General features: G+C 69.4%; 18 protein-coding genes. 15 read left to right on the top strand and 3 right to left on the bottom strand.

The window, feature by feature from the left end:
* Positions 1–19: 19 nt before the first annotated feature.
* Complete coding sequence (locus AC5LXK_RS04605) at positions 20–1,237, bottom strand: Bcr/CflA family multidrug efflux MFS transporter (RefSeq protein WP_493390520.1); 1,218 nt, start codon at positions 1,235–1,237, stop codon at positions 20–22.
* Positions 1,238–1,485: 248 nt separating this feature from the next.
* Between AC5LXK_RS04605 and AC5LXK_RS04600 the strand changes: the two genes are divergently transcribed.
* The 4 genes from AC5LXK_RS04600 to AC5LXK_RS04585 all read left to right on the top strand — a co-directional run bounded on the left by AC5LXK_RS04600 (position 1,486) and on the right by AC5LXK_RS04585 (position 5,769).
* A complete protein-coding gene (locus AC5LXK_RS04600; protein WP_493390519.1) occupies positions 1,486–1,938 on the top strand; it encodes a hypothetical protein in 453 nt (150 codons plus the stop codon).
* A gap of 172 nt (positions 1,939–2,110) precedes the next feature.
* Positions 2,111–3,394 carry a glutamate-1-semialdehyde 2,1-aminomutase gene (hemL, locus tag AC5LXK_RS04595; protein WP_059590261.1) on the top strand — a complete coding sequence of 428 codons (1,284 nt, stop codon included), beginning with the start codon at positions 2,111–2,113 and terminating at the stop codon, positions 3,392–3,394.
* A 15-nt stretch (positions 3,395–3,409) separates the two neighbouring features.
* Positions 3,410–4,531 (top strand): bifunctional diaminohydroxyphosphoribosylaminopyrimidine deaminase/5-amino-6-(5-phosphoribosylamino)uracil reductase RibD, encoded by a 1,122-nt coding sequence (gene ribD, locus AC5LXK_RS04590; protein WP_493390518.1) that lies wholly within the window; start codon positions 3,410–3,412, stop codon positions 4,529–4,531.
* A 212-nt stretch (positions 4,532–4,743) separates the two neighbouring features.
* Entirely contained in the window at positions 4,744–5,769 is a 1,026-nt protein-coding gene (locus tag AC5LXK_RS04585) for a dienelactone hydrolase family protein (protein ID WP_493390517.1), read from the top strand.
* 83 nt (positions 5,770–5,852) lie between these two features.
* On the opposite strand, the gene AC5LXK_RS04580 is transcribed toward AC5LXK_RS04585, so the two are convergent.
* Positions 5,853–7,211 carry a sulfotransferase family protein gene (locus AC5LXK_RS04580; protein WP_493390516.1) on the bottom strand — a complete coding sequence of 453 codons (1,359 nt, stop codon included), beginning with the start codon at positions 7,209–7,211 and terminating at the stop codon, positions 5,853–5,855.
* Positions 7,212–7,753: 542 nt separating this feature from the next.
* Between AC5LXK_RS04580 and AC5LXK_RS04575 the strand changes: the two genes are divergently transcribed.
* From AC5LXK_RS04575 to AC5LXK_RS04535, 9 genes are all read left to right on the top strand, one after another.
* Positions 7,754–8,722: a phosphotransferase gene (locus tag AC5LXK_RS04575; protein WP_493390515.1), complete on the top strand. Its 969-nt coding sequence runs from the start codon at positions 7,754–7,756 to the stop codon at positions 8,720–8,722.
* 16 nt (positions 8,723–8,738) lie between these two features.
* Complete coding sequence (gene serC, locus AC5LXK_RS04570) at positions 8,739–9,836, top strand: 3-phosphoserine/phosphohydroxythreonine transaminase (protein WP_493390514.1); 1,098 nt, start codon at positions 8,739–8,741, stop codon at positions 9,834–9,836.
* Positions 9,837–9,861: 25 nt separating this feature from the next.
* Positions 9,862–11,247: an ATP-grasp domain-containing protein gene (locus AC5LXK_RS04565; protein WP_493390513.1), complete on the top strand. Its 1,386-nt coding sequence runs from the start codon at positions 9,862–9,864 to the stop codon at positions 11,245–11,247.
* A complete protein-coding gene (locus tag AC5LXK_RS04560) occupies positions 11,244–13,580 on the top strand; it encodes a tetratricopeptide repeat protein (RefSeq protein ID WP_493390512.1) in 2,337 nt (778 codons plus the stop codon). The genes AC5LXK_RS04565 and AC5LXK_RS04560 overlap by 4 nt, the downstream gene beginning before the upstream one ends.
* A gap of 153 nt (positions 13,581–13,733) precedes the next feature.
* Positions 13,734–14,252: a DUF1993 domain-containing protein gene (locus tag AC5LXK_RS04555; protein WP_493390511.1), complete on the top strand. Its 519-nt coding sequence runs from the start codon at positions 13,734–13,736 to the stop codon at positions 14,250–14,252.
* Between the two features lie 157 nt (positions 14,253–14,409).
* Positions 14,410–15,552: a bifunctional 3,4-dihydroxy-2-butanone-4-phosphate synthase/GTP cyclohydrolase II gene (ribBA, locus tag AC5LXK_RS04550; protein ID WP_493390510.1), complete on the top strand. Its 1,143-nt coding sequence runs from the start codon at positions 14,410–14,412 to the stop codon at positions 15,550–15,552.
* Between the two features lie 53 nt (positions 15,553–15,605).
* The gene (gene ribH, locus AC5LXK_RS04545; protein WP_493390509.1) at positions 15,606–16,124 is read left to right on the top strand and encodes a 6,7-dimethyl-8-ribityllumazine synthase; all 519 of its coding nucleotides are present in this window, start codon (positions 15,606–15,608) and stop codon (positions 16,122–16,124) included.
* Positions 16,121–16,558: a transcription antitermination factor NusB gene (gene nusB / locus AC5LXK_RS04540; protein WP_493390508.1), complete on the top strand. Its 438-nt coding sequence runs from the start codon at positions 16,121–16,123 to the stop codon at positions 16,556–16,558. The genes ribH and nusB overlap by 4 nt, the downstream gene beginning before the upstream one ends.
* Before the next feature lie 63 nt (positions 16,559–16,621).
* On the top strand, positions 16,622–17,818 hold the full coding sequence (locus AC5LXK_RS04535) for a pyridoxal phosphate-dependent aminotransferase (protein ID WP_493390507.1): 1,197 nt from the start codon (positions 16,622–16,624) through the stop codon (positions 17,816–17,818).
* Positions 17,819–17,929: 111 nt separating this feature from the next.
* Here AC5LXK_RS04535 and AC5LXK_RS04530 read toward each other — a convergent pair whose 3' ends face one another.
* Positions 17,930–19,057: a transglycosylase SLT domain-containing protein gene (locus AC5LXK_RS04530; protein ID WP_493390506.1), complete on the bottom strand. Its 1,128-nt coding sequence runs from the start codon at positions 19,055–19,057 to the stop codon at positions 17,930–17,932.
* 597 nt (positions 19,058–19,654) lie between these two features.
* Between AC5LXK_RS04530 and AC5LXK_RS04525 the strand changes: the two genes are divergently transcribed.
* Positions 19,655–21,211, top strand: coding sequence for a UbiD family decarboxylase (locus AC5LXK_RS04525; protein ID WP_493390505.1), 1,557 nt, complete (start codon positions 19,655–19,657; stop codon positions 21,209–21,211).
* A 58-nt stretch (positions 21,212–21,269) separates the two neighbouring features.
* Positions 21,270–21,935 carry a LysE family translocator gene (locus AC5LXK_RS04520; RefSeq protein ID WP_493390504.1) on the top strand — a complete coding sequence of 222 codons (666 nt, stop codon included), beginning with the start codon at positions 21,270–21,272 and terminating at the stop codon, positions 21,933–21,935.
* Positions 21,936–21,995 lie beyond the last annotated feature (60 nt).

The following is a 21,995-nucleotide window of genomic DNA, read 5'->3' as shown; positions in this document are numbered from 1 at the left end:
TTGGCAGGATGCCGCCGCCTCAGGCGCCCGCTTTCACCGGCCGGCCGTGCCAGCGCAGCACGAGGTAGCGCCCGGCGAAACACAGCACGCCCGATATGCCGATCGTCACGCCCATCGCGAACGGCGTGCCGTCCGCGAGTGCGCCGATCGCGACGCTCGCGAGCGCGCCGAGCGCGAGCTGCATCGCGCCGAACACGGCCGCCGACGCGCCCGCGTTGTGCGGATAGCGGAGCATGAGGTCGGTCGTGCAGTTCGCGGACAGGATCCCGACCACGCCGACGACGAAGAACAGGCACACGACGATCGACCACAGCCCGCCCCACCCCGTCAGCGCGACGAGCGCGACCGCGAGCGACGCGATGGCGCTCACGAGCGACGCAGCCGCGATGATGCGCAGCGAGCCGATGCGGCCGACGAGGCGCGTGTTCGCGAAGTTGCCGATCATGATCCCGACGACATTCAGGCCGAACAGCAGCCCGTAGTGTTGCGGCGACACGTGGAAATATTCGATGTACACGAACGGCGTCGCGGTGATGTACGAGAACATGGCCGCGAACGCCATCCCGCCGCACAGCATGTGCCCCCATGCAACGGGGTCGGACAGGATGCGCCCGTACGACGCGAACGACGCGAGCACGGCCGTGCTCTTGCGGCGCTCCTTCGGCCAGGTTTCGGGCACGCGCAGGTAGGCGGTCGCCGCGCAGATCGCGCCGAACACCGCCAGCACGACGAATACGCCGCGCCAGCCGGAGAAGCGCAGGATCTGCCCGCCGATCAGCGGGGCGAGCAACGGCCCGACCGCGGTGACGATCGCGACCATCGACAGCACCTTCGCCGCGTCGGTCGGCTCGTGCGCATCACGCGCGATCGCACGCGACAGCACCGATGCCGCGCCTGCGCCGAGCGCCTGCAGGAAGCGTACGAGGATCAACATGTCGATCGAGGTCGACACGAAACAGCCGATGCTCGCGAGCGTGAACAGCGCGATGCCGCCGAGCAGCACGGGGCGGCGGCCCCACGTGTCGGACAGCGGGCCGTACAGCAGCATGCCGACCGAGAAGCCGGCCATGAAGCTCGTCAGCGTGCGCTGCGCGGCGCCGGGGCTGACGGAGAAGCCGTCGGCGATCGACGGCAGGCTCGGCAGGTACATGTCGGTGGCGATCGGCCCGCAGGCCGCGAGCGCACCGAGCAACAGGATCAGCCGGGCATCGGGCCGGCGCCGGACGACGTGAGACATGGGTATCCGGAATGGAGCCCGCGCGCATCGGGGCGCGCGTGGCGGTGAAGACGGGAAGCCGCGCCGCAAGCGGTGCGTTCAGGCCCATGATTGTACGCGCAACTTTTTTGCGTGCCTTGGGCCGCGTGCGGCGGCGGCCCGCGAAACCCCGGTGCAACGGGTGCGCCATGCGGAATTGCGGGCCGATTCGATTAAGCTTGCTGCTTCCCGCCTTTCTCGTCTGATCAATTCGACATACGACCGAACCGATGACCGCCTTCCTGCTGATCTGGAGCCCCAAGAAATGGCCGTGGCCCGAGCTGCCCGACGTCGCCGCGCGCGTGAAGGCCGGCGAGGCCGTGCATGACGTGTGGGGCTGCGGCTTCGCCCGCAGCATCCTGCCGGGCGACCGCGTGTTCCTGCATCGCGTCGCGAAGGAGCCCAAGGGCGTGTTCGGCTCCGGCTACGTGACGCGCGCGCCGTACGAGGTGTCCGATCCGTCGACGAAACGCGGCTACCGGCTGTGCATCGACTTCGTGTACGACTGGCTGGTCGACGCGCACCAGGACGTCGTGATCGCGCGCGACGCGCTGCGCGTCCATCCGTACTCGGTACAGACCTGGGACGCGCAGAGCTCCGGCACGTCGATCAAGCCGATGGTCGAAGGTCCGCTCGAAAAGCGCTGGGCCGAGCTGACCGGCAAGCGCAAACCGCCCCGATAACCGGGTCGAATCAGGCCCGCTTTTCCGCCCGGGCCGCTCCCCGCGCGCCGAAAGGCCGCAGACCCGCCGGCGGGCCCGCCGCGCGCGTCTCCGGTACAATCGGACGATCGTTCCGCCCAGGCGCCGCGGCCCGTGCACAGGCTCCCGCGCCCTTCTCTCGCAGGTTTCGCTCATGTCCAACAATCAGATCCTCTTCGAACGCGCCCAGAAGACCATTCCCGGCGGCGTCAACTCGCCGGTGCGCGCATTCCGTTCGGTCGGCGGCACGCCGCGCTTCGTCGCGCGCGCACAAGGCCCGTACTTCTGGGATGCCGACGGCAAGCAGTACATCGACTACATCGGCTCGTGGGGCCCGATGATCGTCGGCCACGTCCATCCGGAAGTGCTGTCGGCCGTGCAGAACGTGCTCGCCGACGGCTTCTCGTTCGGCGCGCCGACCGAAGCCGAGATCGAGATCGCCGAGGAAATCTGCAAGCTCGTGCCGTCGATCGAGCAGGTGCGGATGGTGTCGAGCGGCACCGAAGCCACGATGAGCGCGCTGCGTCTCGCGCGCGGCTTCACGGGCCGCAGCCGCATCGTCAAGTTCGAGGGCTGCTACCACGGCCACGCGGACAGCCTGCTGGTCAAGGCCGGCTCGGGCCTGCTGACGTTCGGCAACCCGACGTCGGCCGGCGTGCCCGCCGATATCGCGAAGCACACGACCGTCCTCGAATACAACAACGTCGCCGCGCTCGAGGAAGCCTTCGGCGCGTTCGGCGACGAGATCGCCGCGGTGATCGTCGAGCCCGTCGCGGGCAACATGAACCTCGTGCGCGGTACGCCCGAATTCCTGAACGCGCTGCGCGCGCTGTGCACGAAGCACGGCGCCGTGCTGATCTTCGACGAAGTGATGTGCGGGTTCCGCGTCGCGCTCGGCGGCGCGCAGGCGTACTACGGGATCACGGCCGACCTCACCTGCCTCGGCAAGGTGATCGGCGGCGGGATGCCGGCCGCTGCATTCGGCGGCCGCCGCGACATCATGGCCCACCTCGCGCCGCTCGGCGGCGTGTACCAGGCCGGCACGCTGTCGGGCAACCCGATCGCGGTCGCCGCGGGCCTGAAGACGCTGCAACTGATCCAGGCGCCGGGCTTCTACGACGCGCTCACCGCGCAGACGAAGCGGCTCGCCGACGGCCTCGCGGCGGAAGCGCGCGCGGCCGGCGTGCCGTTCGCGGCCGACTCGATCGGCGCGATGTTCGGCCTGTACTTCGCCGAACGCGTGCCGACCAGCTTCGCGGAAGTCACGAAGAGCGACATCGAGCGCTTCAACCGCTTCTTCCACCTGATGCTCGACGAAGGCGTGTATTTCGCGCCGTCCGCGTACGAAGCCGGCTTCGTGTCGAGCACGCACGACGATGCGGTGATCGATGCAACGCTCGCGGCCGCCCGCCGCGCGTTCGCGGCACTCGCCGCCTGACCCGGGGCCGCGCGCATGTTCTCGGATACCGATTTCGCCCACATGCAGCGCGCGCTCGCGCTCGCCGCGCGAGGCATGTACACGACAGCGCCGAATCCGCGCGTCGGCTGCGTGATCGTCAAGGACGGCGACGTGATCGGCGAAGGCTTCACGCAGCCGGCCGGCCAGGATCACGCGGAAGTGCAGGCGCTGAAGGATGCACGTGCGCGCGGCTATGACGTCGCGGGCTCGACCGTCTACGTGACGCTCGAGCCGTGCAGCCATTTCGGCCGCACGCCGCCGTGCGCGAACGCGCTGATCGACGCGCGCGTCGCGAAGGTCGTCGCCGCGATGGAAGACCCGAACCCGCAGGTATCGGGGCGCGGCCTCGGGATGCTGCGCGACGCGGGCATCGACGTGCGCTGCGGGCTGCTCGCACATGAAGCCGGCGAACTGAACGTCGGTTTCATGTCGCGGATGACGCGCGGCCGCCCGTGGGTGCGGATGAAGACGGCCGCGTCGCTCGACGGCCGTACCGCGCTGCCGTCCGGCGAAAGCCAGTGGATCACCGGCGAGGCCGCACGCCTCGACGGGCATGCGTGGCGCGCGCGCGCCTGCGCGATCCTCACCGGCATCGGCACGGTGCGCGAGGACAATCCGCTGCTGACGGTGCGCGACATCGACACGCCGCGCCAGCCGCAACGCATCCTGGTGGACAGCCGTCTCGACCTGCCGCTCGACGCACGGCTGCTCGAAGGCGCGCCGCTGCTGATCTTCTGCGGCCGGCTCGACGCGGCCGGCGAAATACGCGCGAACGTGCTGAAGTCACGCGGCGCGGAGATCGTGCCGCTCGCGAATGCGCACGGCAAGGTCGACCTGCCCGCGATGCTGGCGGCGCTCGGCGCGCGCGGCGTCAACGAGTTGCACGTCGAAGCCGGCCACAAGCTGAACGGCTCGCTGCTGCGCGAACGGTGCGTCGACGAATTGCTGGTTTACCTGGCGCCGAGCCTGCTGGGCGCCGATGCGGCCGGCATGTTCGATCTCGCCGCGCCGGCGAGCCTCGATGACCGCACGCGACTGTCGTTCCACGGCATCGAGCGAGTCGGCGACGACCTGCGGATCCTCGCGCGTTTCGTGCCGACCGACGCCGCTCGCTGAACGGCATCGTCCCGGCGTTTGCCGGGAGCGTCTCGGCCGTCGGCCGCATCGAGCCGGCCAGGCCGGTCTCGAAGTCGACAGGGCTGCGCGGTATGCGAAGCGGACGCCCGCTTCGTCGAAAGATGACCACAAGCCGTTGAAATAGCGCTATTTTCACGACTCGACTGCCTACCGTCGTCCCGCCAACCCTTCCTGCGGCCAACGCGCCAGGCATGAATACAAGAACGGTTCGTCGCGCCGCTCTACGCCTCTTGCCCGCTATTGTCGCGGGCGTGATGGCGGCGTGCGGCTCGCCTGCTGCGATTGACTCCTCGATCACGACGTCCCTCGATGCCGATCGCAGCGGCCTCGTCACGTTCGCATCGATCACGCCCAGGAGTACCGGTGACTATCTCTCACACCCTGCCGCAAGCGAAAAGGCCGTCATCACCGGCGAGCTGAGCATGCCCGCCGACGGGCCGCGCGTCGTGCCCGCGGTGATCATCCTGCACGGCAGCAGCGGCGTGAATCGGGGTGAACGGGTCTGGGCCCGGCGCATGAATGCACTCGGTTATGCGAGCTTCGTCGTGGACAGCTTTACCGGACGCGGGATCAAGAACACCGAAAAGGATCAGACGCAGCTTGCGATGACCGCCGATATCGCCGATGCGTACGCCGCCCTGCGCCTGCTGGCGACCGATCCCCGGATCGACAGGAACCGGATCGCGGTCATGGGCTTCTCGCGCGGCGGCGTCGCCGCGCTGTATTCGGTGCTGGAGCCGTTCCGCGCGGCCGCCATGGAAGGCAACCTGCGCTTCGCCGCGCATGTCGCTTTCTATCCATCCTGCGGCATCTCCTACGCGTCGGCGCATCTCGACGGCTCTCCCGTCCTGATGCTGGTAGGCGGCAACGACGACTATACGCCGGCGGCCCCCTGCATCACCTATGCCGACACGCTCCGGTCGGAAGGCGCGCAGGTCACCCTGACAGAATATCCGGATGCCTGGCATGGTTTCGACAGGCCGACACGGGTGCACCCGGTACCGCTTGCGACGAGCGCGCGCGACTGTCACGGCTCGTATGATCTCGATAGCCGGACGTTCACGATGAATCGGAATGGCCGGACGCTCTCGGGCGCTTCAGCCGTGGCGGAGTCGAAGCGCTGCCTGACCACGGGCGTCACGCTGGGCGGTGATCCTGAAGCGCAGGCAAAATCCCCTGCCGAGGTCGCGGCGTTTCTCAAAGCCGCTTTCCAATAGACGCGAGGTCGCTCAGGCTACCGCCGACGTGGCGCCATCGCTGATACGCCGCACGCACGTGCACCGCTGCGCGGCGCGCCCGATCAGCCGCCGGCGCCAGTGGCCAGCGCCGGCCCCAGCGCATCGAGCAGCGGCCGCAACGTCGCCGCGTCGGGGCGCCAGGGGCGCAGCGCGTCGCGGTAGAGCGGCCGGCGCACCTGGGCCGCGCTCGCCGTCGTGACGTGACGCCGGGTCTCGTGAAACGCCGTGCAGCGTTCGCTCCAGTCCAGCCCGCAATGCGCGAGCATGCGCCGCACCTGCGCATCGAAATCCTCGACCAGATGCTCGTACCGCACCTCCAGCAGCCCCCCCGGCGGCAGCGCCGCACGCCAGTGCGCCATCAACGCGTCGTAGGCCCGATAGAAACGGCCGAGTTCACCGAGGTCGTAGCTGAACGGAACGTCGTGAAAACACCGCGCGAAAATCGACAGGCAGGTGTCGACCGGGTCGCGCCGCACGTGAATGAGGCGCGCGTTCGGCAGCGCAAGATGAATGAAGCCGGCGTTGATGAAGTTGAACAGATACTTGTCGACGACCCGCGCATACGGGCCGCCCTGCACGTTGCGCGCGACGCGCTGCAAGTACGCCGCGCCCAGCGCGCGCAGCGACGCCGGCGTGGCGGCGTCGAGCGTATCGAGCGCCAGCGCGCCTTCGCCCGACGTCACCGCCTGCACGAGGCATTGCGCGAACGCGTCGCTTTCGCCCACACCGAACACGCGCGGATGGCTCGCGAGAATCTGCTCGACCAGAGTCGTACCCGAACGCGGCATCCCGAACACGAATACGGGCGACGCCGACGGATCGCCCTGGCCGCCTTTCTCACGCAACAGGTCCGCACCGAACGCGCCGGTCACCTGCTCGAGCAGGCCGAGCATCGACGCTTCGTCGTAGCGGATCAGCGACCGGTAGAGCGCGTTCGCGCGCGACAGGAACGTGAAGCCGCGCACCGGCTCACCGATTCCGGTAAGTGACTGGCCGTACGCGAAATACAGGTCGGCCCGCCGGTCGACCGACGCGCTGTCGGACTGCGCGACCTGCTGCTCGAGCAGCACGAAACAGGGATCGTCGGCCGCGAGCGTCGTGAACTGGACCAGATTGCGGTAGTACGACGCGCTGCGCGGCATCAGCTCGATCGCGGTGCGCCATGCGGCCAGCGCACCGCCGAGCTCGCCGAGCACGTTCAGGCAGTTCCCGAGATTGTTGTACGAGCCGTCGGCGTGCGGGTCGAGCTCCGTCGCACGGCGATAGCAGTCCACGGCCGCCGCGAACGCGTGGCCCTCCTCCCACACCATGCCGAGCCGATGCCATGCCTGCGCATTGTCCGGTGCCTCTGCAAGCGCCGCCTGCGCGCTCGCGAGCGTGGCGACGTACGCGGCGTCGCGAGAATCGGCGGACGTGCTCATGCGCAGCTGCGCCGGCGCAGCGCGCATGCGCGCGGGTCGTCATGCGTGCAAGCGCTCCAGACTGTTGTGGCACTCATGTGGGTCCCCTTTTCGATCCGGTACGCGGCCCTGTCGTCATTCGACGCGACGACGGCGGGCCGTCAAAGGGCCGCAGTATCGGGAAATTCGCCACACGCTGCGTAACGAACCGATACAGGCGCATTACCGCCGTAACACGCGCGGACGGCACGCATGACCCGTGCCCGCGTTGTGCGAGGCCGGTGGCGCACGCGCACGCGGAGCCCGGCTCGCCAGACCCGGCGGGCCGGACGACGCTGGGCGCCCCATCCTGCATCGGGCGTCACGCACCGTCGCGCAGCACAGCCGGATGGCTGAGCCGGCCCCCATCGTGTCATCGCCGGTAATACGTGTAATCCAGGCAGAAAGGTGATTCAAAGCCACGCGACCTATAGTCCGACGCCACACGCTGTTACGAGGCAGCGACACGCGCCGATGCGATGACGGGCGGGTGCGACACTTGAAATGCACGGGGAAATCGGGGCATGGCCATCCAGACACACACGACGGCGCACGACGCCGCGATGCCACGCATGCGCGCGGACGGCACCGACACGGCCGCGGCGCTCATAGGGCGCGCACTGCAGGTCGAACCGGTCGCCCTCGTGCCGCAACTGCTGACACAAAGCGGCAACTCGATCTATCGCGTCGAACTCGCGGACGGTCGAACGGTGGTGCTGCGTGTCAGCCCGCAAGCCGCCGCGTTCGCGCACACCGAGCCCAACCTCGCCGCACTGCGCGCGCTCGGCCTGCCGGTCCAGCAGGTGCTGGCCACCGGCCCGGCCGCGCCGGACCGATCGTTCGTCATCCTGAACTGGCTCGACGGGTTCGACCTGAAGTTCGCGCTGCCTGCCATGCGCGCGGATCAGATGGCCGCCGTCGCCGGGCGCGTGACCGACTGCCAGCGCCGCGTCGCCAGCCTGCCCGCGAGCCGCGGCTTCGGCTGGGCCCCAATCGGCCGGGATGCCGCACACGCACGCTGGTCCGACCTGTTCGGCGCGCCGGCCGGCGCACTCGTCGACGTTGAAGCCACGCCGCTGAATCACCTGCGTGCACGGTTGCGCGCGCTGCGGGCGACACTCGAGCCCTACTTCGCGGCCCGCACGCCGGTGTGCTTCCTCGACGACCTCACGACCCGCAACGTGATTGTCGACAAGGGCGCGCTGAGCGGCTTCATCGATCTCGATTTCGTCTGCTACGGCGATCCGCTGCTGCAGGTCGGCACGACACTCGCGTACCTGGCCGCCGATGTCGGCGACGCGGGCCACGCGTACGGGGACGCACTCGTCGACTGCTGGTCGCCGTCCGGCGATGCGCGCCGCGCGATGTACTTCTACGCGGGCCTGTGGGCGACGGGTTTCCTCGCAGCGGCCGAAACCGCCGGCGATGCATGGCGGATCGGCGTGCTCGAGCCGGCGGCGCAAGCGCTGCTGGATGCCGCGCAAGCCTGCTGACGACGGGACGCCATCGATGACATCCAATGCCCTGAACTTCTCGGGCGGCCCGGGCGCGTTGCCCGACGCCGTGCTGCGCCAGGCACACGAGGCGATCGTCGCGCTGCCGGAAACCGGCGTGTCGGTGCTCGGCATGAGCCATCGCTCCGACTGGTTCCATGCGCTGCTCGACGAGGCCGAACGCAACCTGCGTGCGTTGCTCGGCGGATCCGAGCGCCACGCACTGATCTTCCTGCAGGGCGGCAGCAGCCTGCTGTTCGCGACGATCCCGATGAATTTCGCGACGCACCGCCATGCGCCGCCCGAATACGTGAATTCCGGCTACTGGAGCAGCCGCGCCAGCGCCGAGGCGGCGCGTGTCGGCGCCGCGCGTGTGGCCTGGAGCGGGGGGAACACCGGCTTTCGCCGGCTGCCCGCGCTCGAACAGCTCGCGCTCGCGCCCGATGCCGCGTACCTGCACTACGTGTCGAACGAAACCGTCGAAGGGCTGCAGTTCGACCCGCCGGCGAGCGCGCCGCACGGCGTGCCGCTCGTCGTCGACATGTCGTCCGATTTCCTGTCGCGGCCCCTCGACGCGAGCCGCTTCGCGATGATCTACGCACATGCGCAGAAGAACCTCGGGCCGGCCGGCGTCACGGTGGCGCTGATCGACCGCGCGCTGCTCGAGCGGATCCCGGACAACCTGCCCGGCATCCTCGATTTCCGCACCCACGTCACGCACGGCTCGAACTACAACACGCCGCCGGTATTCGCGATCTACGTGCTGACGCTGGTCACGCGCTGGCTGCGCGACGAGATCGGCGGGCTCGCCGCCATGCAGCGCATCAACGACCGCAAGGCACAGCGGTTGTACGGCACGCTCGACGCAATGGGCGACGCCGTCAGCGTGCACGCGGAGCGGCCGTGGCGCTCGCGGATGAACGCCGCATTCACGTTCGGCGATGCACGGCTCGACCACGCGTTTGCCGCCGCCGCCGCGCAGCGCGGCATCATCGGGCTCGACGGTCATCGCTCGCTCGGCGGGCTGCGCGCGTCGCTCTACAACGCCGTCACGCCCGCCGCCGTGGATACGTTGTGCGACGCGCTGACCGAATTCGGCATCGCGCACGCGTGAGCCGCGCCGCCGCCCGGAACCCGCGATGACCCGGCCCCTGCCCGACGCGCCGATTCCGCTGGCGCGTGCGCTCGACGCGGCGCCGCTCGACGTCGCGCTGCACACGCGGATGCGCGACGCGCTGCGGTTGGCCGGCGACGACGACGGCTTCGCCGCGCACCAGCTCGCGGTCGCCGCGTTCGATGCGCTCGACGGCACACCGCCCGCCACCCGGGCACTCGCGCTGTACAACCTCGCGACCGTCTACGCGATGAAGGGCCGCCACGACGACGCGATGCGCTGGTACCGGCACACGCTCGCCGTGAACCCGGCACTCGCGAGCGCGCACCAGAACCTCGCCGCGCTCTATGCCACCGCCGGACGTCACGCCGAGGCACAGGCGCATCGCGAGCACGCGTACCGGCTGCAGCGCGTGTTCGTCGAACCGGCTGTCGAATGCGACGCGCTGCGGCTGCTGATCGTCGGCGTCGGCGGCGGCACGGGCAACGTCCCGCTCGATGCGCTGCTGCCGTTCCGCACGACGACCCGGATCAAGTACGCGCTCGACTATGCGGACGACGCAGAGGATGCGCAGCTGCCACCGCACGATCTCGCCTTCAACGCGATCGGCGATCCGGACATCGCCACGCCGCTCGCCGCCCGCCTCGCCCGTTTCGCGAGCCGCAGCACGGTGCCCGTGCTGAACCCGCCCGACGCGATCGCGCACACGCATCGCGACCGCATCGCCGCGCGCCTCGCGGCGCTGCCGGACGTGCTGGTGCCGCCGTGCGTGCGCATCGCGGACGCCCGCATGCCGACCGGCGCGCTGCTGCGCCGCCTCGCGCGGGCCGGCGTCGCGTTTCCGCTGCTGCTGCGGCCGGCCGGTGCGCACGGCGGTGATGGCGTGACGCGGCATGCGACACCCGACACGCTCGCCGCGGCGCTGGCGCGCATCGACGGTCCCGCCTACGCAACCGCCTATCGCGACACCTGCAGCGCCGACGGCCATTTCCGCAAGTACCGCGCGATCTTCATCGATCGCGTGCCTTATCCGTACCACCTCGCGATCTCGTCGCACTGGCTCGTCCACTATTTCTCGGCCGACATGACGTCGATGCCGTGGAAGCTCGACGAGGAACACCGCTTCCTCGACGATCCGCGCGCGGCGCTCGGCGATACGGCGCTGCGCGCGCTCGCCGCGATCGGCCGGCATCTGGATCTCGACTACGGCGGCGTCGACTTCGCGCTGACCGGCGATGGCCGGGTGGTCGTCTTCGAAGCGAACGCGACGATGCTCGTCCACCGCGAGGCCGCCGACGGGCCGCTCGCGCACAAGAATCCGCACATCGAACGGATCGCGCACGCGTTCGCGCGCATGCTCGACGCGCGCCGCGACACGGCCCCCTCCCGCCCGACACCCGCCCAGCCATGACGCTCGCCCACGCCAGGACGCTGCACCTCGCCGGCGACCTGCCCGGCGCCCGCACGCTCTACGAAGCCCTGCTCGCCGACGATCCCGGCAACGACGAACTCCGGATGCGGCTCGGCATCCTCGAACTCCAATGCGGCAACGCCGCCTGCGCACTCGCCCAGCTCGACCGCGCGGTAGCGCTCGCGCCGCGCGATGCCCGTCACCACGTGGCGCGCGGCCACGTGCTGCACGCGCTCAGCCGGCATGCCGGCGCGGCGGACGCGCTGCGCACCGCGCTCGCGCTCGAGCCCGGCAACGCCGACACGCACGCCGCACTCGGCGACGCGCTGCAGGCGCTCGGCGATCACGCGAACGCGATCGACGCGTACGACCATGCACTTGCGCTCGCCCCGTCGAACGCCGACGTCGCGAACCACCTCGGCAACAGCCATCGGCATCTCGGCGCGGCCGACGCGGCCGAACATGCGTATCGCGCCGCGCTCTCCGCCCAGCCGGCCCACGCGCTCGCACTGACCAACCTCGGCACGCTGCTCGACGCGCACGGCCGGCACGACGACGCGCTCGCGCTGCTGCACGACGCCGTGCGCGCCGCACCGGACGCGCCTGCCGGCCTGATCAATCTCGGCGCGGCGCTATGCGGCCGGTGCGCCTACGCCGCGGCGGCCACGCATCTCGCGCACGCGACGTCGCTCGCGCCGCACGACGCCGATGCGGCCTACAACCTCGGCAACGCGCTGCTGGGGCTCGGCCGCCACGCGCAGGCCGCCGACCAGTACCGGCGCGCCGTCGCGCTGCGGCCCGCTCACGCGGACGCGCTGAACAATCTCGGCACCGTGTGCGAGCACCTCGGCGACACCGCGGCGGCCGCCCGCGCGTTCGACGCCGCGCTGCACGCGCGGCCCGGCTTCGTCGCGGCGCACAACAACGCCGCGAACCTGCTGCGGCGGCTCGGCCGGCACGACGACGCGATCGCGCACCTGCGCGCCGCGCTGGCCAGCGCGCCCGACCACTCGGCGACGCACAACCACCTCGGCAACGTGCTGAAGGACGATGGCGCGCTCGACGCCGCGATCGACAGCTACCGGCGCGCGCTCGCGTGCGATCCGGGCAACGCGGTCGCGCACAGCAACCTCGTCTACGCGCTGAATTTCCAGTCGGAGCACCCGGAAGCGGTGCTCGCGGAAGCGCTGGACTGGTCCGCGCGGCACGAGACGCCCGGCGGCGCGACCGCGGCGGCCCCGGCGCGCGAGCGTGCGCCGGATGCGCGACTGCGGATCGGCTACGTCGGCGCGGATTTCCGCGAGCACTGTCAGGCGTTGTTCCTCGTGCCGCTGCTGTCGCATCACGACCGCCGCGCATTCGAGATCACCTGCTACGCGAGCGTCGCGCGGCCGGACGCGCTCACCGCGCGGCTCGCCGGCTACGCGGATCGCTGGCGCGACGTCCACGGGCTCGACGACGCCGCGCTCGCGCAGCACATCCGCGACGACGGCATCGACATCCTCGTCGACCTGACGATGCACATGGCGGAAGGCCGGCCGGGCCTGTTCGCGCACCGGCCCGCGCCGGTCCAGGCGACCTGGCTCGCATATCCGGGCACGAGCGGCCTGGCGTCGATCGACTTCCGGCTGACCGACCCGCACCTCGATCCCCCCGGGCACGACGGCTTCTACCGCGAACGCTCGATCCGGCTCGCGGATACCTTCTGGTGCTACGACCCGCTGACCGACACGCCGGCGGTCGGGCCGTTGCCCGCGCTCGACACCGGCCACGTGACGTTCGGCTGCCTGAACAATCCGTGCAAGCTGACCGACCGCACGCTGCGGCTGTGGGCCGGCCTGTTCGCACGCCAGCCTCGCGCACGGCTGGTCGTGATGGCACCGCAGGGCGCCGGGCGGATCCGGCTGGTCGAGCGGCTGCGCGCGCACGGCATCGCGCCGGAGCGGGTCGACTGCGTGCCGTACCGGCCGCGCGCCGACTATCTCGCCACCTATCTCGGCATCGACATCGCGCTCGACACGTTCCCTTACAACGGCCACACGACGACGCTCGATGCGCTGTGGATGGGCGTGCCCGTCGTGTCGCGCGTCGGACGCACCGCGGTGGGCCGGGGCGGGCTCTCCCAGCTCGCGAACCTCGGCCTGCAGGCGCTTGCCGCCGACGACGACGCCGCGTTCGTCGACATCGCCGTCGCGCTCGCGCGCGACCTGCCCGCGCTGGCCGCGCTGCGCGGCGAACTGCGCGCACGCGTTGCGCGCTCGCCGCTGATGGACGGCGAGCGCTTCGCACGCGAGATCGAGGCGGCGTACCGGCGCATGGGGTACGACACCTGATCACCTCCCCGCGCCCGGCCGGGCACGGAGGAAGCGGCGGCGCCGGTCACGCACCGGACGAAGCGCCCGCGCTATGATGCTGAAGCGGCGATTTCTCCGCGCCCTTGTCGCACGCGCCGTCGTGCGCACCGTCCCCCTTCGAGGAAGCAACCCATGTCCATTTCGATGTATCAAGCCTCGGTGCCGGTCCTGATCCGTGGCCTGACCAATCTTCAGCACATCCTCGGCAAGGCACAGGCGCACGCGGCCGAGAAGCAGATCGACCCGTCGGTGTTCGTCGGCGCACGCCTCTACCCGGACATGCTGCCGCTCGTCCGCCAGGTCTACATCGCGACCGACACGGCCAAGGGCTGCGCGGCGCGGCTCGCCGGCGCCGAGATCCCGAGCTTCCCGGACGTCGAGCAGACCTTCGACGAACTGCACGCGCGCATCCAGAAGACGATCGACTACCTGAAGGGCTTCGATGCCGCGCAGATCGACGGCAGCGACGCGCGCCAGATCGTGCTGAAGATGCGCGTCGGCCCGATCGAGTTCACCGGCGAGTCGTACCTGCTGAATTTCGTGCTGCCCAACTTCTTCTTCCACGTGACGACCGCGTACGACATCCTGCGCCACAGCGGCGTCGAACTCGGCAAGCTCGACTACCTCGGCGGGCGCGACCAGCACGCGTGACGCACGGCCGGGCAATGCCCGGCCGACACCCGTCCGGCCCCGTGCACGGGCCGGTTGCGGCGCTTTCCGGAGCGCTCGCCGGGCGTGCGCGGCCCACGCCAGCCGAAACGCCGTCCGGCTGGCGTAAAATACGCACTTTCCTCTTTCTCGCCCCCTTATGACGCTCGCCTCCACGCTCGACATCATCGCCGAGCTGAAAGCCGGCCGGATGGTGATCCTGGTCGACGAAGAAGACCGCGAAAACGAGGGCGACCTCGTGATCGCCGCCGAATTCGTCACGCCGGAAGCGATCAACTTCATGGCCAGGTACGGCCGCGGCCTGGTTTGTCTGACGTTGACGCAGGAACGCTGCAAGCAGCTGCACCTGCCGCTGATGACCTACCGGAACGGCACGCAGTACGGCACCGCGTTCACGGTCAGCATCGAAGCGGCCGAAGGCGTGACGACCGGCATCTCGGCCGCCGACCGTGCGCACACGATCGCCACGGCGGTCGCGCACGACGTGCGCCCCGAGCACATCGTGCAGCCGGGCCACGTGTTCCCGATCATGGCGCAACCGGGCGGCGTGCTCGTGCGTGCGGGTCACACCGAAGCCGGTTGCGACTTCACCGCGCTCGCGGGCCTCACGCCGGCTGCGGTGATCTGCGAGATCATCAAGGACGACGGCACGATGGCGCGCCTGCCCGACCTGATCGAGTTCGCGAAGGAACACAACCTGAAGATCGGCACGATCGCCGACCTGATCCAGTACCGCAGCCGCACCGAATCGATCATCGAGCGGATCGCCGAGCGCACGATGCAGACCGCGCACGGCACGTTCCGCGCAGTGCTGTACCGCGACCAGCCGAGCGGCTCGCCGCACATCGCGCTGGTGCGCGGTGCGCCGTCACCCGACGTCGATACGCCGGTACGCGTGCACGAGCCGCTGTCGGTGCTCGACCTGCTCGAAACGGGCATCTCGACGCACTCGTGGACGCTCGACGCCGCGATGCACGAGATCGCGGAACGCGACCTCGGCGTGCTCGTGCTGCTCAACTGCGGCGACACGAAGGAACACCTGATCGACGTCTTCAAGGCGTTCGACGAGGAAGAAAAGGCTGCTGCGCTCAAGCGCCGGCCGGTCGATTTCAAGACGTTCGGCATCGGCGCGCAGATCCTGCGCGATGTCGGCGTCGGCAAGATGCAGGTGCTGTCGAATCCGCGCAAGCTGGGCAGCATGTCCGGCTACGGCCTCGAAGTCACGGGCTTCATTCCGATGCCCGGCGGCGAAGCCAAGTCCTGCCCGGCGTCCAACGCGTAACCCGCCACGGCGCTTTCGCCCTATAACCATTCATCCACACCACGGACCAGATCATGGAAATCGGACAATACCAACCGAATCTCGAAGGCGATGGCCTGCGTATCGGCATCGTGCAATCGCGCTTCAACGAGCCCGTGTGCAACGGCCTCGCCGACGCGTGCGTCGAAGAACTGGAGCGCCTCGGCGTCACCGGTGAAGACGTGCTGCTCGTGTCGGTGCCCGGCGCGCTGGAAATCCCGCTCGCGCTGCAGAAGCTCGCCGAAAGCGGCCAGTTCGACGCACTGATCGCGCTCGGCGCGGTGATCCGCGGCGAGACCTACCATTTCGAACTCGTGTCGAACGAGAGCGGCGCGGGCATCACCCGCATCGGCCTCGACTTCAACCTGCCGATCGCGAACGCGGTCCTGACGACCGAAACCGACGAGCAGGCCGTCGCGCGCATGACCGAGAAGGGTCGTGACGCCGCACGCGTCGCCGTCGAGATGGCCAACCTGACGATGGCCCTCGACCAGCTCGGCGACGACGACGAAGAAGAAGAGGAAGACGAAGACGACGAAGAGGAGCGCGCATGAAGAAGAGCGCCCGCCGACAATCGCGCGAGCTGGCGACGCAGGGCCTGTATCAATGGCTGCTGTCGAACGCGCCCTCCGGCGAGATCGACGCGCAACTGCGCGGCGCGCTCGGTTACGACAAGGCTGACAAGGAGTTGCTCGAAGCGATCCTGCACGGCGTGATCCGCGAGCACGCAACGCTCGTCGAAGCGCTGTCGCCGTCGCTGGACCGTCCGATCGAGCAACTGTCGCCGGTCGAACGCGCGGTGCTGCTGATCGCGACGTTCGAGCTCACGCACCACGTCGAAACGCCGTACCGCGTGATCATCAACGAAGCAGTCGAACTCGCGAAGACGTTCGGCGGCTCCGACGGCTACAAGTACGTGAACGGCGTGCTCGACAAGCTCGCCGCGAAGCTGCGCCCCGCCGAAACGCAGGCGCGCCGCAACGGCTGACACCGTTTGTTTGTCCACGGGCGCGCAAGCGCCCGTTTTTCATTCTTTCTCCCCCGCCCGCCGATGAATACCACCGCCGATTCGCTCGTCACGCTCGCCGCACGCGTCGACGCGATCCAGCCCTTCTACGTGATGGAACTGATGAAGGAGGCACAGCGGCTCGAGTCCTCCGGGCGCGATGTTATCCACATGGGCATCGGCGAGCCGGATTTCACCGCGCCGGAGCCGGTTGTCGAAGCCGCCGCGGCCGCGCTGCGCCGTGGCGTCACGCAGTACACGAGCGCGCTCGGCATTGCGCCGCTGCGCGAGGCGATCGCCGCGCACTACGCGCGCGCATACGGTCTCACGATCGCCCCGGAGCGGATCGTCGTGACGGCCGGCGCGTCGGCTGCGCTGCTGCTCGCGTGTCTCGCGCTCGTCGGCCGTGACGACGAAGTGCTGATGCCCGACCCGTCCTACCCGTGCAACCGGCACTTCGTCGCGGCGGCCGAAGGCCGCGCGGTGCTCGTGCCGAGCGGCCCCGACGCGCGCTTCCAGCTCACCGAGGAGGACGTCCGCACGCGCTGGAGCGACCGCACGCGCGGCGTGCTGCTCGCATCGCCGTCGAACCCGACCGGCACGTCGCTCGAACCCGACGAACTGAAGCGGATCGTCGAAGCCGTGCGCGCCCGCGGCGGCTTCACGATCGTCGACGAGATTTACCAGGGGCTCAGCTACGACGCCGCGCCCGTGTCGGCGCTGTCGTTCGGCGACGACGTCATCACCGTGAACAGCTTCTCGAAGTATTTCAGCATGACGGGCTGGCGGCTCGGCTGGCTCGTCGTGCCGCCCGCGCTGGTCGGCACGTTCGAGAAGCTCTCGCAGAACCTGTTCATCTGCCCGTCCGCACTCGCGCAGCATGCGGCGCTCGCCTGCTTCGAGCCCGCGACGCTCGACATCTACGAAGCGCGTCGGCTCGAATTCAAGCGCCGCCGCGATTTCATCGCACCGGCACTCGAACGGCTCGGCTTCACCGTGCCCGTGATGCCGGACGGCGCGTTCTATGTCTATGCGCATTGCGGCGGCGTCGCCCACCCGGCGGCCGGCGACAGCGCCGCGCTCACGCAGGCGATGCTGTACGACGCCGGCGTCGTGCTGGTGCCCGGCATGGATTTCGGCGTGCATGCGCCGCGCGACTACATCCGCCTGTCGTATGCGACGGCCTACTCGCGGCTCGAAGAGGCCGTCGATCGACTCGCGAAGCTGTTCGGGCAGCACTGACGCCGCGGCCGGCGCACCGGCCGGTTCACACGCACGTCGCAAAAAAGAAAAGGCACCCGGATCGGGTGCCTTTTTCATTTCCTGCCGGCCGGAGCCGCGGAACGCGTGAAGTTACGCGCCGAGCTCCGAATGATCGCCGTGCGACTGCTTCGCGGTATCGACGCTCGCGTCGTCCTGCGGTGCGGCTTCCTTCGGCGCTGCCGCCTTGATCGACGTCGTGCTGTCGAGCGTCGCATGCACGCGCTTCGCGCCGCCTGCCGCCGCCGTCACGGCAGCCGTGACGATCGGCTTGGCCGGCTGCGCCGGTGCCTGCGGTGCGTTGACCGGCACGCTGCGACCGTGCGACACGTCGCGCAGGCGGCCGCGCTCGGCCATCACCTTCGCGCCGTATGCGGTGTCGTCGGGGTTCGTCGACCCGTTGTACATGCGCAGGCCGTTCGCGAGCGAGCCGCCGCGCGCGATGCAGTCCTTCAGCACCAGTGCGCCGACCTGCAGGTTCGCGAGCGGCTGCAGCGCGGTGTCGGTGCCGCCGAAATACTCGAACTTGTCGGAATGGACCTTCGACATGACCTGCATCAGGCCCTTCGCGCCGACGCCGCTTTCGGCATACGGGTTGAAGCCCGACTCGATCGCCATCACGGACAGCAGCAGCAGCGGATCGAGGCCGACGTCGCGGCCGGTCTGGAACGCCGCCTTGACGAGCTGGCCGAGCGGCTCCTGCGCGACGCGATAACGACGCGACAGGTAGGTCGCGACAAGCGCCTGCTCGCGGTTCGACGCAAGCGCACGATCGTCGCGCGCATCGGCCGGCACCCGCTGGGTCGGAATCAGTTTGGCCAGGGCGACCGGCGACGGGCCGTTGCGGGCCGGATCGGACGCATCGCCCTGCGAGCCCGGTGCCGCAGCTTCCGGTGCGACGTCGAGGCCGACCGCGAGCGCGTCCGTTTCGGGCGTATCGTCCTGCTGCGGCTGCGCGCCGGCAGGCGCGAAGTTCGGCAGCGGATGGCCGGACAGCAGACGGGCCGGACCGGCCTGCACGGCCGCGGATACGACCGGCATCAGCTTCGCGGCAAGCGTGCCGCGGACGGTTGGCAGCAGCCACAGTGCAAGCGCAACCGCGACAGCGAAACAGCCGACAACGCTGAATAGATGGTGACTGACACGCGTCCCGCGACGCAGCATGTTGCGCACGATTTGCGCATGCTGCTCAGTGGGACGCCACGATAACCAAGCGTTCATTCAGATCATCTCCCATGAACATGACTCGTGCGGCTCGCTCAGCTCGATGGCGAGACAGAAAACGCGCCGCGGAATCACGACGCCGCACGCCTTGGTTGGGACGCGCAAGCATCGGGGGAAACGGTATAAGTACCGTTCGAGGCCACGGTGTAAGAGGGCCGGCGCCTTCGCACACTGGGCGAGGCGGGCATACGCGGTGGCACCCACGCAAAAAACCAGCGTCTGGTAGCGCTGGCGAGGACTACGACTAAGGCCGTCGGATACGCCGTGCAGGATTCGGCGGACGGTGACGCGCTGCGTCAAAGATCGGTGATTGGCGGCTCGAAGCCTTTTACCCTGCAGCCAATGTGAGCGGATTCTAGCAGGGTTTTATAGATCGTCAACACTATAAAACCTCAAAATCATAACAAAAAGTAATTTAAAACCGATCTTCAGAACGCAAGCCCCGTGCCGTAGGGGGTTTGCGCGCGGTCGACTTTTTTCTCCGCCGGGCGGCCGCGCGGCGGCGCGGGTAAAATCGTCGGTCGATTCGGGGCCGCAGCCGGCCGCTGCGCCCGCCCATCGCTGCCCGTCATGCGGGTGGCCCGGACTTTCTTCATGAAATACAAAGACTTACGCGATTTCATTCAGCGCCTCGAGGCGCTCGGCGAACTGCGGCGCGTCACGCAACCCGTGTCGCCCGTGCTCGAAATGACCGAGCTGTGCGACCGTGTGCTGCGCGCCGGCGGCCCTGCGCTGCTGTTCAACGCGCCACCCGGCAATGCATTCCCGGTACTCGGCAACCTGTTCGGCACGCCGCGCCGCGTCGCGCTCGGGATGGGCGTCGATGCCGGCGACGACGCCGCGCTCGGTTCGCTGCGCGATCTCGGGCGCCTGCTGTCCGCACTGAAGGAACCCGATCCGCCGAAGAGCCTGAAGGACGCCGGCAAGCTGCTGTCGCTCGCGAAGGCCGTGTGGGACATGGCGCCGAAGTCGGTGTCGTCGCCGCCCTGCCAGGAAATCGTCTGGGAAGGCGCCGACGTCGACCTGGACAAGCTGCCGATCCAGACCTGCTGGCCCGGCGATGCGGGGCCGCTCGTCACGTGGGGCCTGACGGTCACGCGCGGGCCGAACAAGTCGCGCCAGAACCTCGGCATCTACCGCCAGCAGCTGATCGGCCGCAACAAGCTGATCATGCGCTGGCTCGCGCATCGCGGCGGCGCGCTCGACTTCCGCGAGTTCGCGCTGCAGAACCCCGGCAAGCCGTATCCGGTCGCGGTCGTGCTCGGCGCCGACCCGGCCACGACGCTCGGCGCGGTGACGCCCGTGCCCGATTCGCTGTCCGAGTACCAGTTCGCCGGCCTGCTGCGCGGCAGCCGCACGGAGCTCGCGAAGTGCCTGACGCCCGGCGTCGACACGCTGCAGGTGCCCGCGCGCGCGGAGATCGTGCTCGAAGGCTTCATTTATCCGCAGGAAGGCACGCCGGCCCCCGCTCCGGCCGGCGCGCCGCCGCGGCCGGCCGGCAATGCGTCGGCCTCGTACGAGCATGCGCTCGAAGGGCCGTACGGCGACCATACCGGCTACTACAACGAGCAGGAGTGGTTCCCGGTGTTCACCGTCGAGCGCATCACGATGCGCCGCGACGCGATCTACCACTCGACCTACACGGGCAAGCCGCCCGACGAGCCCGCCGTGCTCGGCGTCGCGCTCAACGAGGTATTCGTGCCGCTGCTGCAGAAGCAGTTCACCGAGATCACCGACTTCTACCTGCCGCCCGAAGGCTGCAGCTACCGGATGGCCATCGTCCAGATGAAGAAGAGCTACGCGGGCCACGCGAAGCGCGTGATGTTCGGCGTGTGGAGCTTCCTGCGGCAGTTCATGTATACGAAGTTCATCGTGGTCGTCGACGAGGACGTGAACATCCGCGACTGGAAGGAAGTGATCTGGGCGATCACGACGCGCGTCGACCCCGTGCGCGACACGGTGATGGTCGACAGCACGCCGATCGACTATCTCGACTTCGCGTCGCCGGTGGCCGGGCTCGGCTCGAAGATGGGGCTCGACGCGACCAACAAGTGGCCGGGCGAGACGAACCGCGAATGGGGCCGCCCGATCGAGATGGATGCGGCCGTGAAGGCGCGCGTCGACCGGCTCTGGCAGGAGATCGGCCTCTGAGGTCACGCGGCCGGCGCCTGCCGGCCCGTGCAGCGCAATCGCCACAAGAACGACGAAGATGAGCTTTCCGCCCGCCTCCATGCTGTCCGACGGATTCTTCCTGTCGCTGTCGCTGTGTCTCGATATCGGCCTCGTGAACGTCGCGATGCTGTCGCTGACGCTGTCGCACGGCTTCCGGCCGGGTTTCTGGCTCGGCGTCGGCTCGTGCGTCGGCGATCTCGTCTATGCGGCGCTCGCGCTCGCGGGAATGGCCGTGCTGCTGCAGTTCGAACCCGTGCGCTGGATCGTGTGGATCGGCGGCGGCGCGGTGCTCCTGTTCCTCACGTGGAAGATGGCGCGCGAAGCGCTGGCGCCGGCCGGTGCGGCCGACGACGATGCGGACGACGTGCCGCAGCGGGCGAGCGCGCGGCGCAGCTTCCTGCGCGGCATGCTGCTCGCGATGTCGTCGCCGAGCGCGATCCTGTGGTTCGCGGCGGTCGGCGGCGCGCTGATCGCGAAAGCCGGCGCGACGACGCCCGCCACCGCGTCGGTGTTCCTGTCGGGGTTCTTCCTCGGCGGCCTCGCATGGACGCTCTTCATGTGCACGCTCGCGAGCCAGGGCCGCAAGCGGGCCGGTGCCGGGCTGATGCGCGCCTGTCACATCGCGTCGGCGCTGCTGTTCGCGTATTTCTCGTACAGCGTGATCGTCGGCGGCTACCGCGACCTGATCGTGCACGCGGTGTAAGCAAAGCCGGCCCGCACGGGCCGCGCATCAAGCGGCAGCCCCAAAGAAAAACGGCGCAGC

The sequence above is a fragment of the Burkholderia pulmonis genome (assembly GCF_984667975.1).
The sequence above is the reverse complement of the archived record's forward strand: the minus strand, read 5'-3'. Positions and strand labels throughout refer to the sequence as shown.

What these genes read in the sequence shown, in the direction of transcription:
- AC5LXK_RS04530 (WP_493390506.1), bottom strand. Translation starts at nt 19,057, where the DNA reads ATGAACGCTTGGTTATCGTGGCGTCCCACTGAGCAGCATGCGCAAATC.
- serC (WP_493390514.1), top strand. Translation starts at nt 8,739, where the DNA reads ATGACATCCAATGCCCTGAACTTCTCGGGCGGCCCGGGCGCGTTGCCC.
- AC5LXK_RS04520 (WP_493390504.1), top strand. Translation starts at nt 21,270, where the DNA reads ATGAGCTTTCCGCCCGCCTCCATGCTGTCCGACGGATTCTTCCTGTCG.
- AC5LXK_RS04575 (WP_493390515.1), top strand. Translation starts at nt 7,754, where the DNA reads ATGGCCATCCAGACACACACGACGGCGCACGACGCCGCGATGCCACGC.
- nusB (WP_493390508.1), top strand. Translation starts at nt 16,121, where the DNA reads ATGAAGAAGAGCGCCCGCCGACAATCGCGCGAGCTGGCGACGCAGGGC.
- AC5LXK_RS04565 (WP_493390513.1), top strand. Translation starts at nt 9,862, where the DNA reads ATGACCCGGCCCCTGCCCGACGCGCCGATTCCGCTGGCGCGTGCGCTC.
- AC5LXK_RS04525 (WP_493390505.1), top strand. Translation starts at nt 19,655, where the DNA reads ATGAAATACAAAGACTTACGCGATTTCATTCAGCGCCTCGAGGCGCTC.
- AC5LXK_RS04580 (WP_493390516.1), bottom strand. Translation starts at nt 7,211, where the DNA reads ATGAGCACGTCCGCCGATTCTCGCGACGCCGCGTACGTCGCCACGCTC.
- AC5LXK_RS04555 (WP_493390511.1), top strand. Translation starts at nt 13,734, where the DNA reads ATGTCCATTTCGATGTATCAAGCCTCGGTGCCGGTCCTGATCCGTGGC.
- AC5LXK_RS04585 (WP_493390517.1), top strand. Translation starts at nt 4,744, where the DNA reads ATGAATACAAGAACGGTTCGTCGCGCCGCTCTACGCCTCTTGCCCGCT.
- ribD (WP_493390518.1), top strand. Translation starts at nt 3,410, where the DNA reads ATGTTCTCGGATACCGATTTCGCCCACATGCAGCGCGCGCTCGCGCTC.
- AC5LXK_RS04605 (WP_493390520.1), bottom strand. Translation starts at nt 1,237, where the DNA reads ATGTCTCACGTCGTCCGGCGCCGGCCCGATGCCCGGCTGATCCTGTTG.
- AC5LXK_RS04560 (WP_493390512.1), top strand. Translation starts at nt 11,244, where the DNA reads ATGACGCTCGCCCACGCCAGGACGCTGCACCTCGCCGGCGACCTGCCC.
- ribBA (WP_493390510.1), top strand. Translation starts at nt 14,410, where the DNA reads ATGACGCTCGCCTCCACGCTCGACATCATCGCCGAGCTGAAAGCCGGC.
- ribH (WP_493390509.1), top strand. Translation starts at nt 15,606, where the DNA reads ATGGAAATCGGACAATACCAACCGAATCTCGAAGGCGATGGCCTGCGT.
- AC5LXK_RS04600 (WP_493390519.1), top strand. Translation starts at nt 1,486, where the DNA reads ATGACCGCCTTCCTGCTGATCTGGAGCCCCAAGAAATGGCCGTGGCCC.
- hemL (WP_059590261.1), top strand. Translation starts at nt 2,111, where the DNA reads ATGTCCAACAATCAGATCCTCTTCGAACGCGCCCAGAAGACCATTCCC.
- AC5LXK_RS04535 (WP_493390507.1), top strand. Translation starts at nt 16,622, where the DNA reads ATGAATACCACCGCCGATTCGCTCGTCACGCTCGCCGCACGCGTCGAC.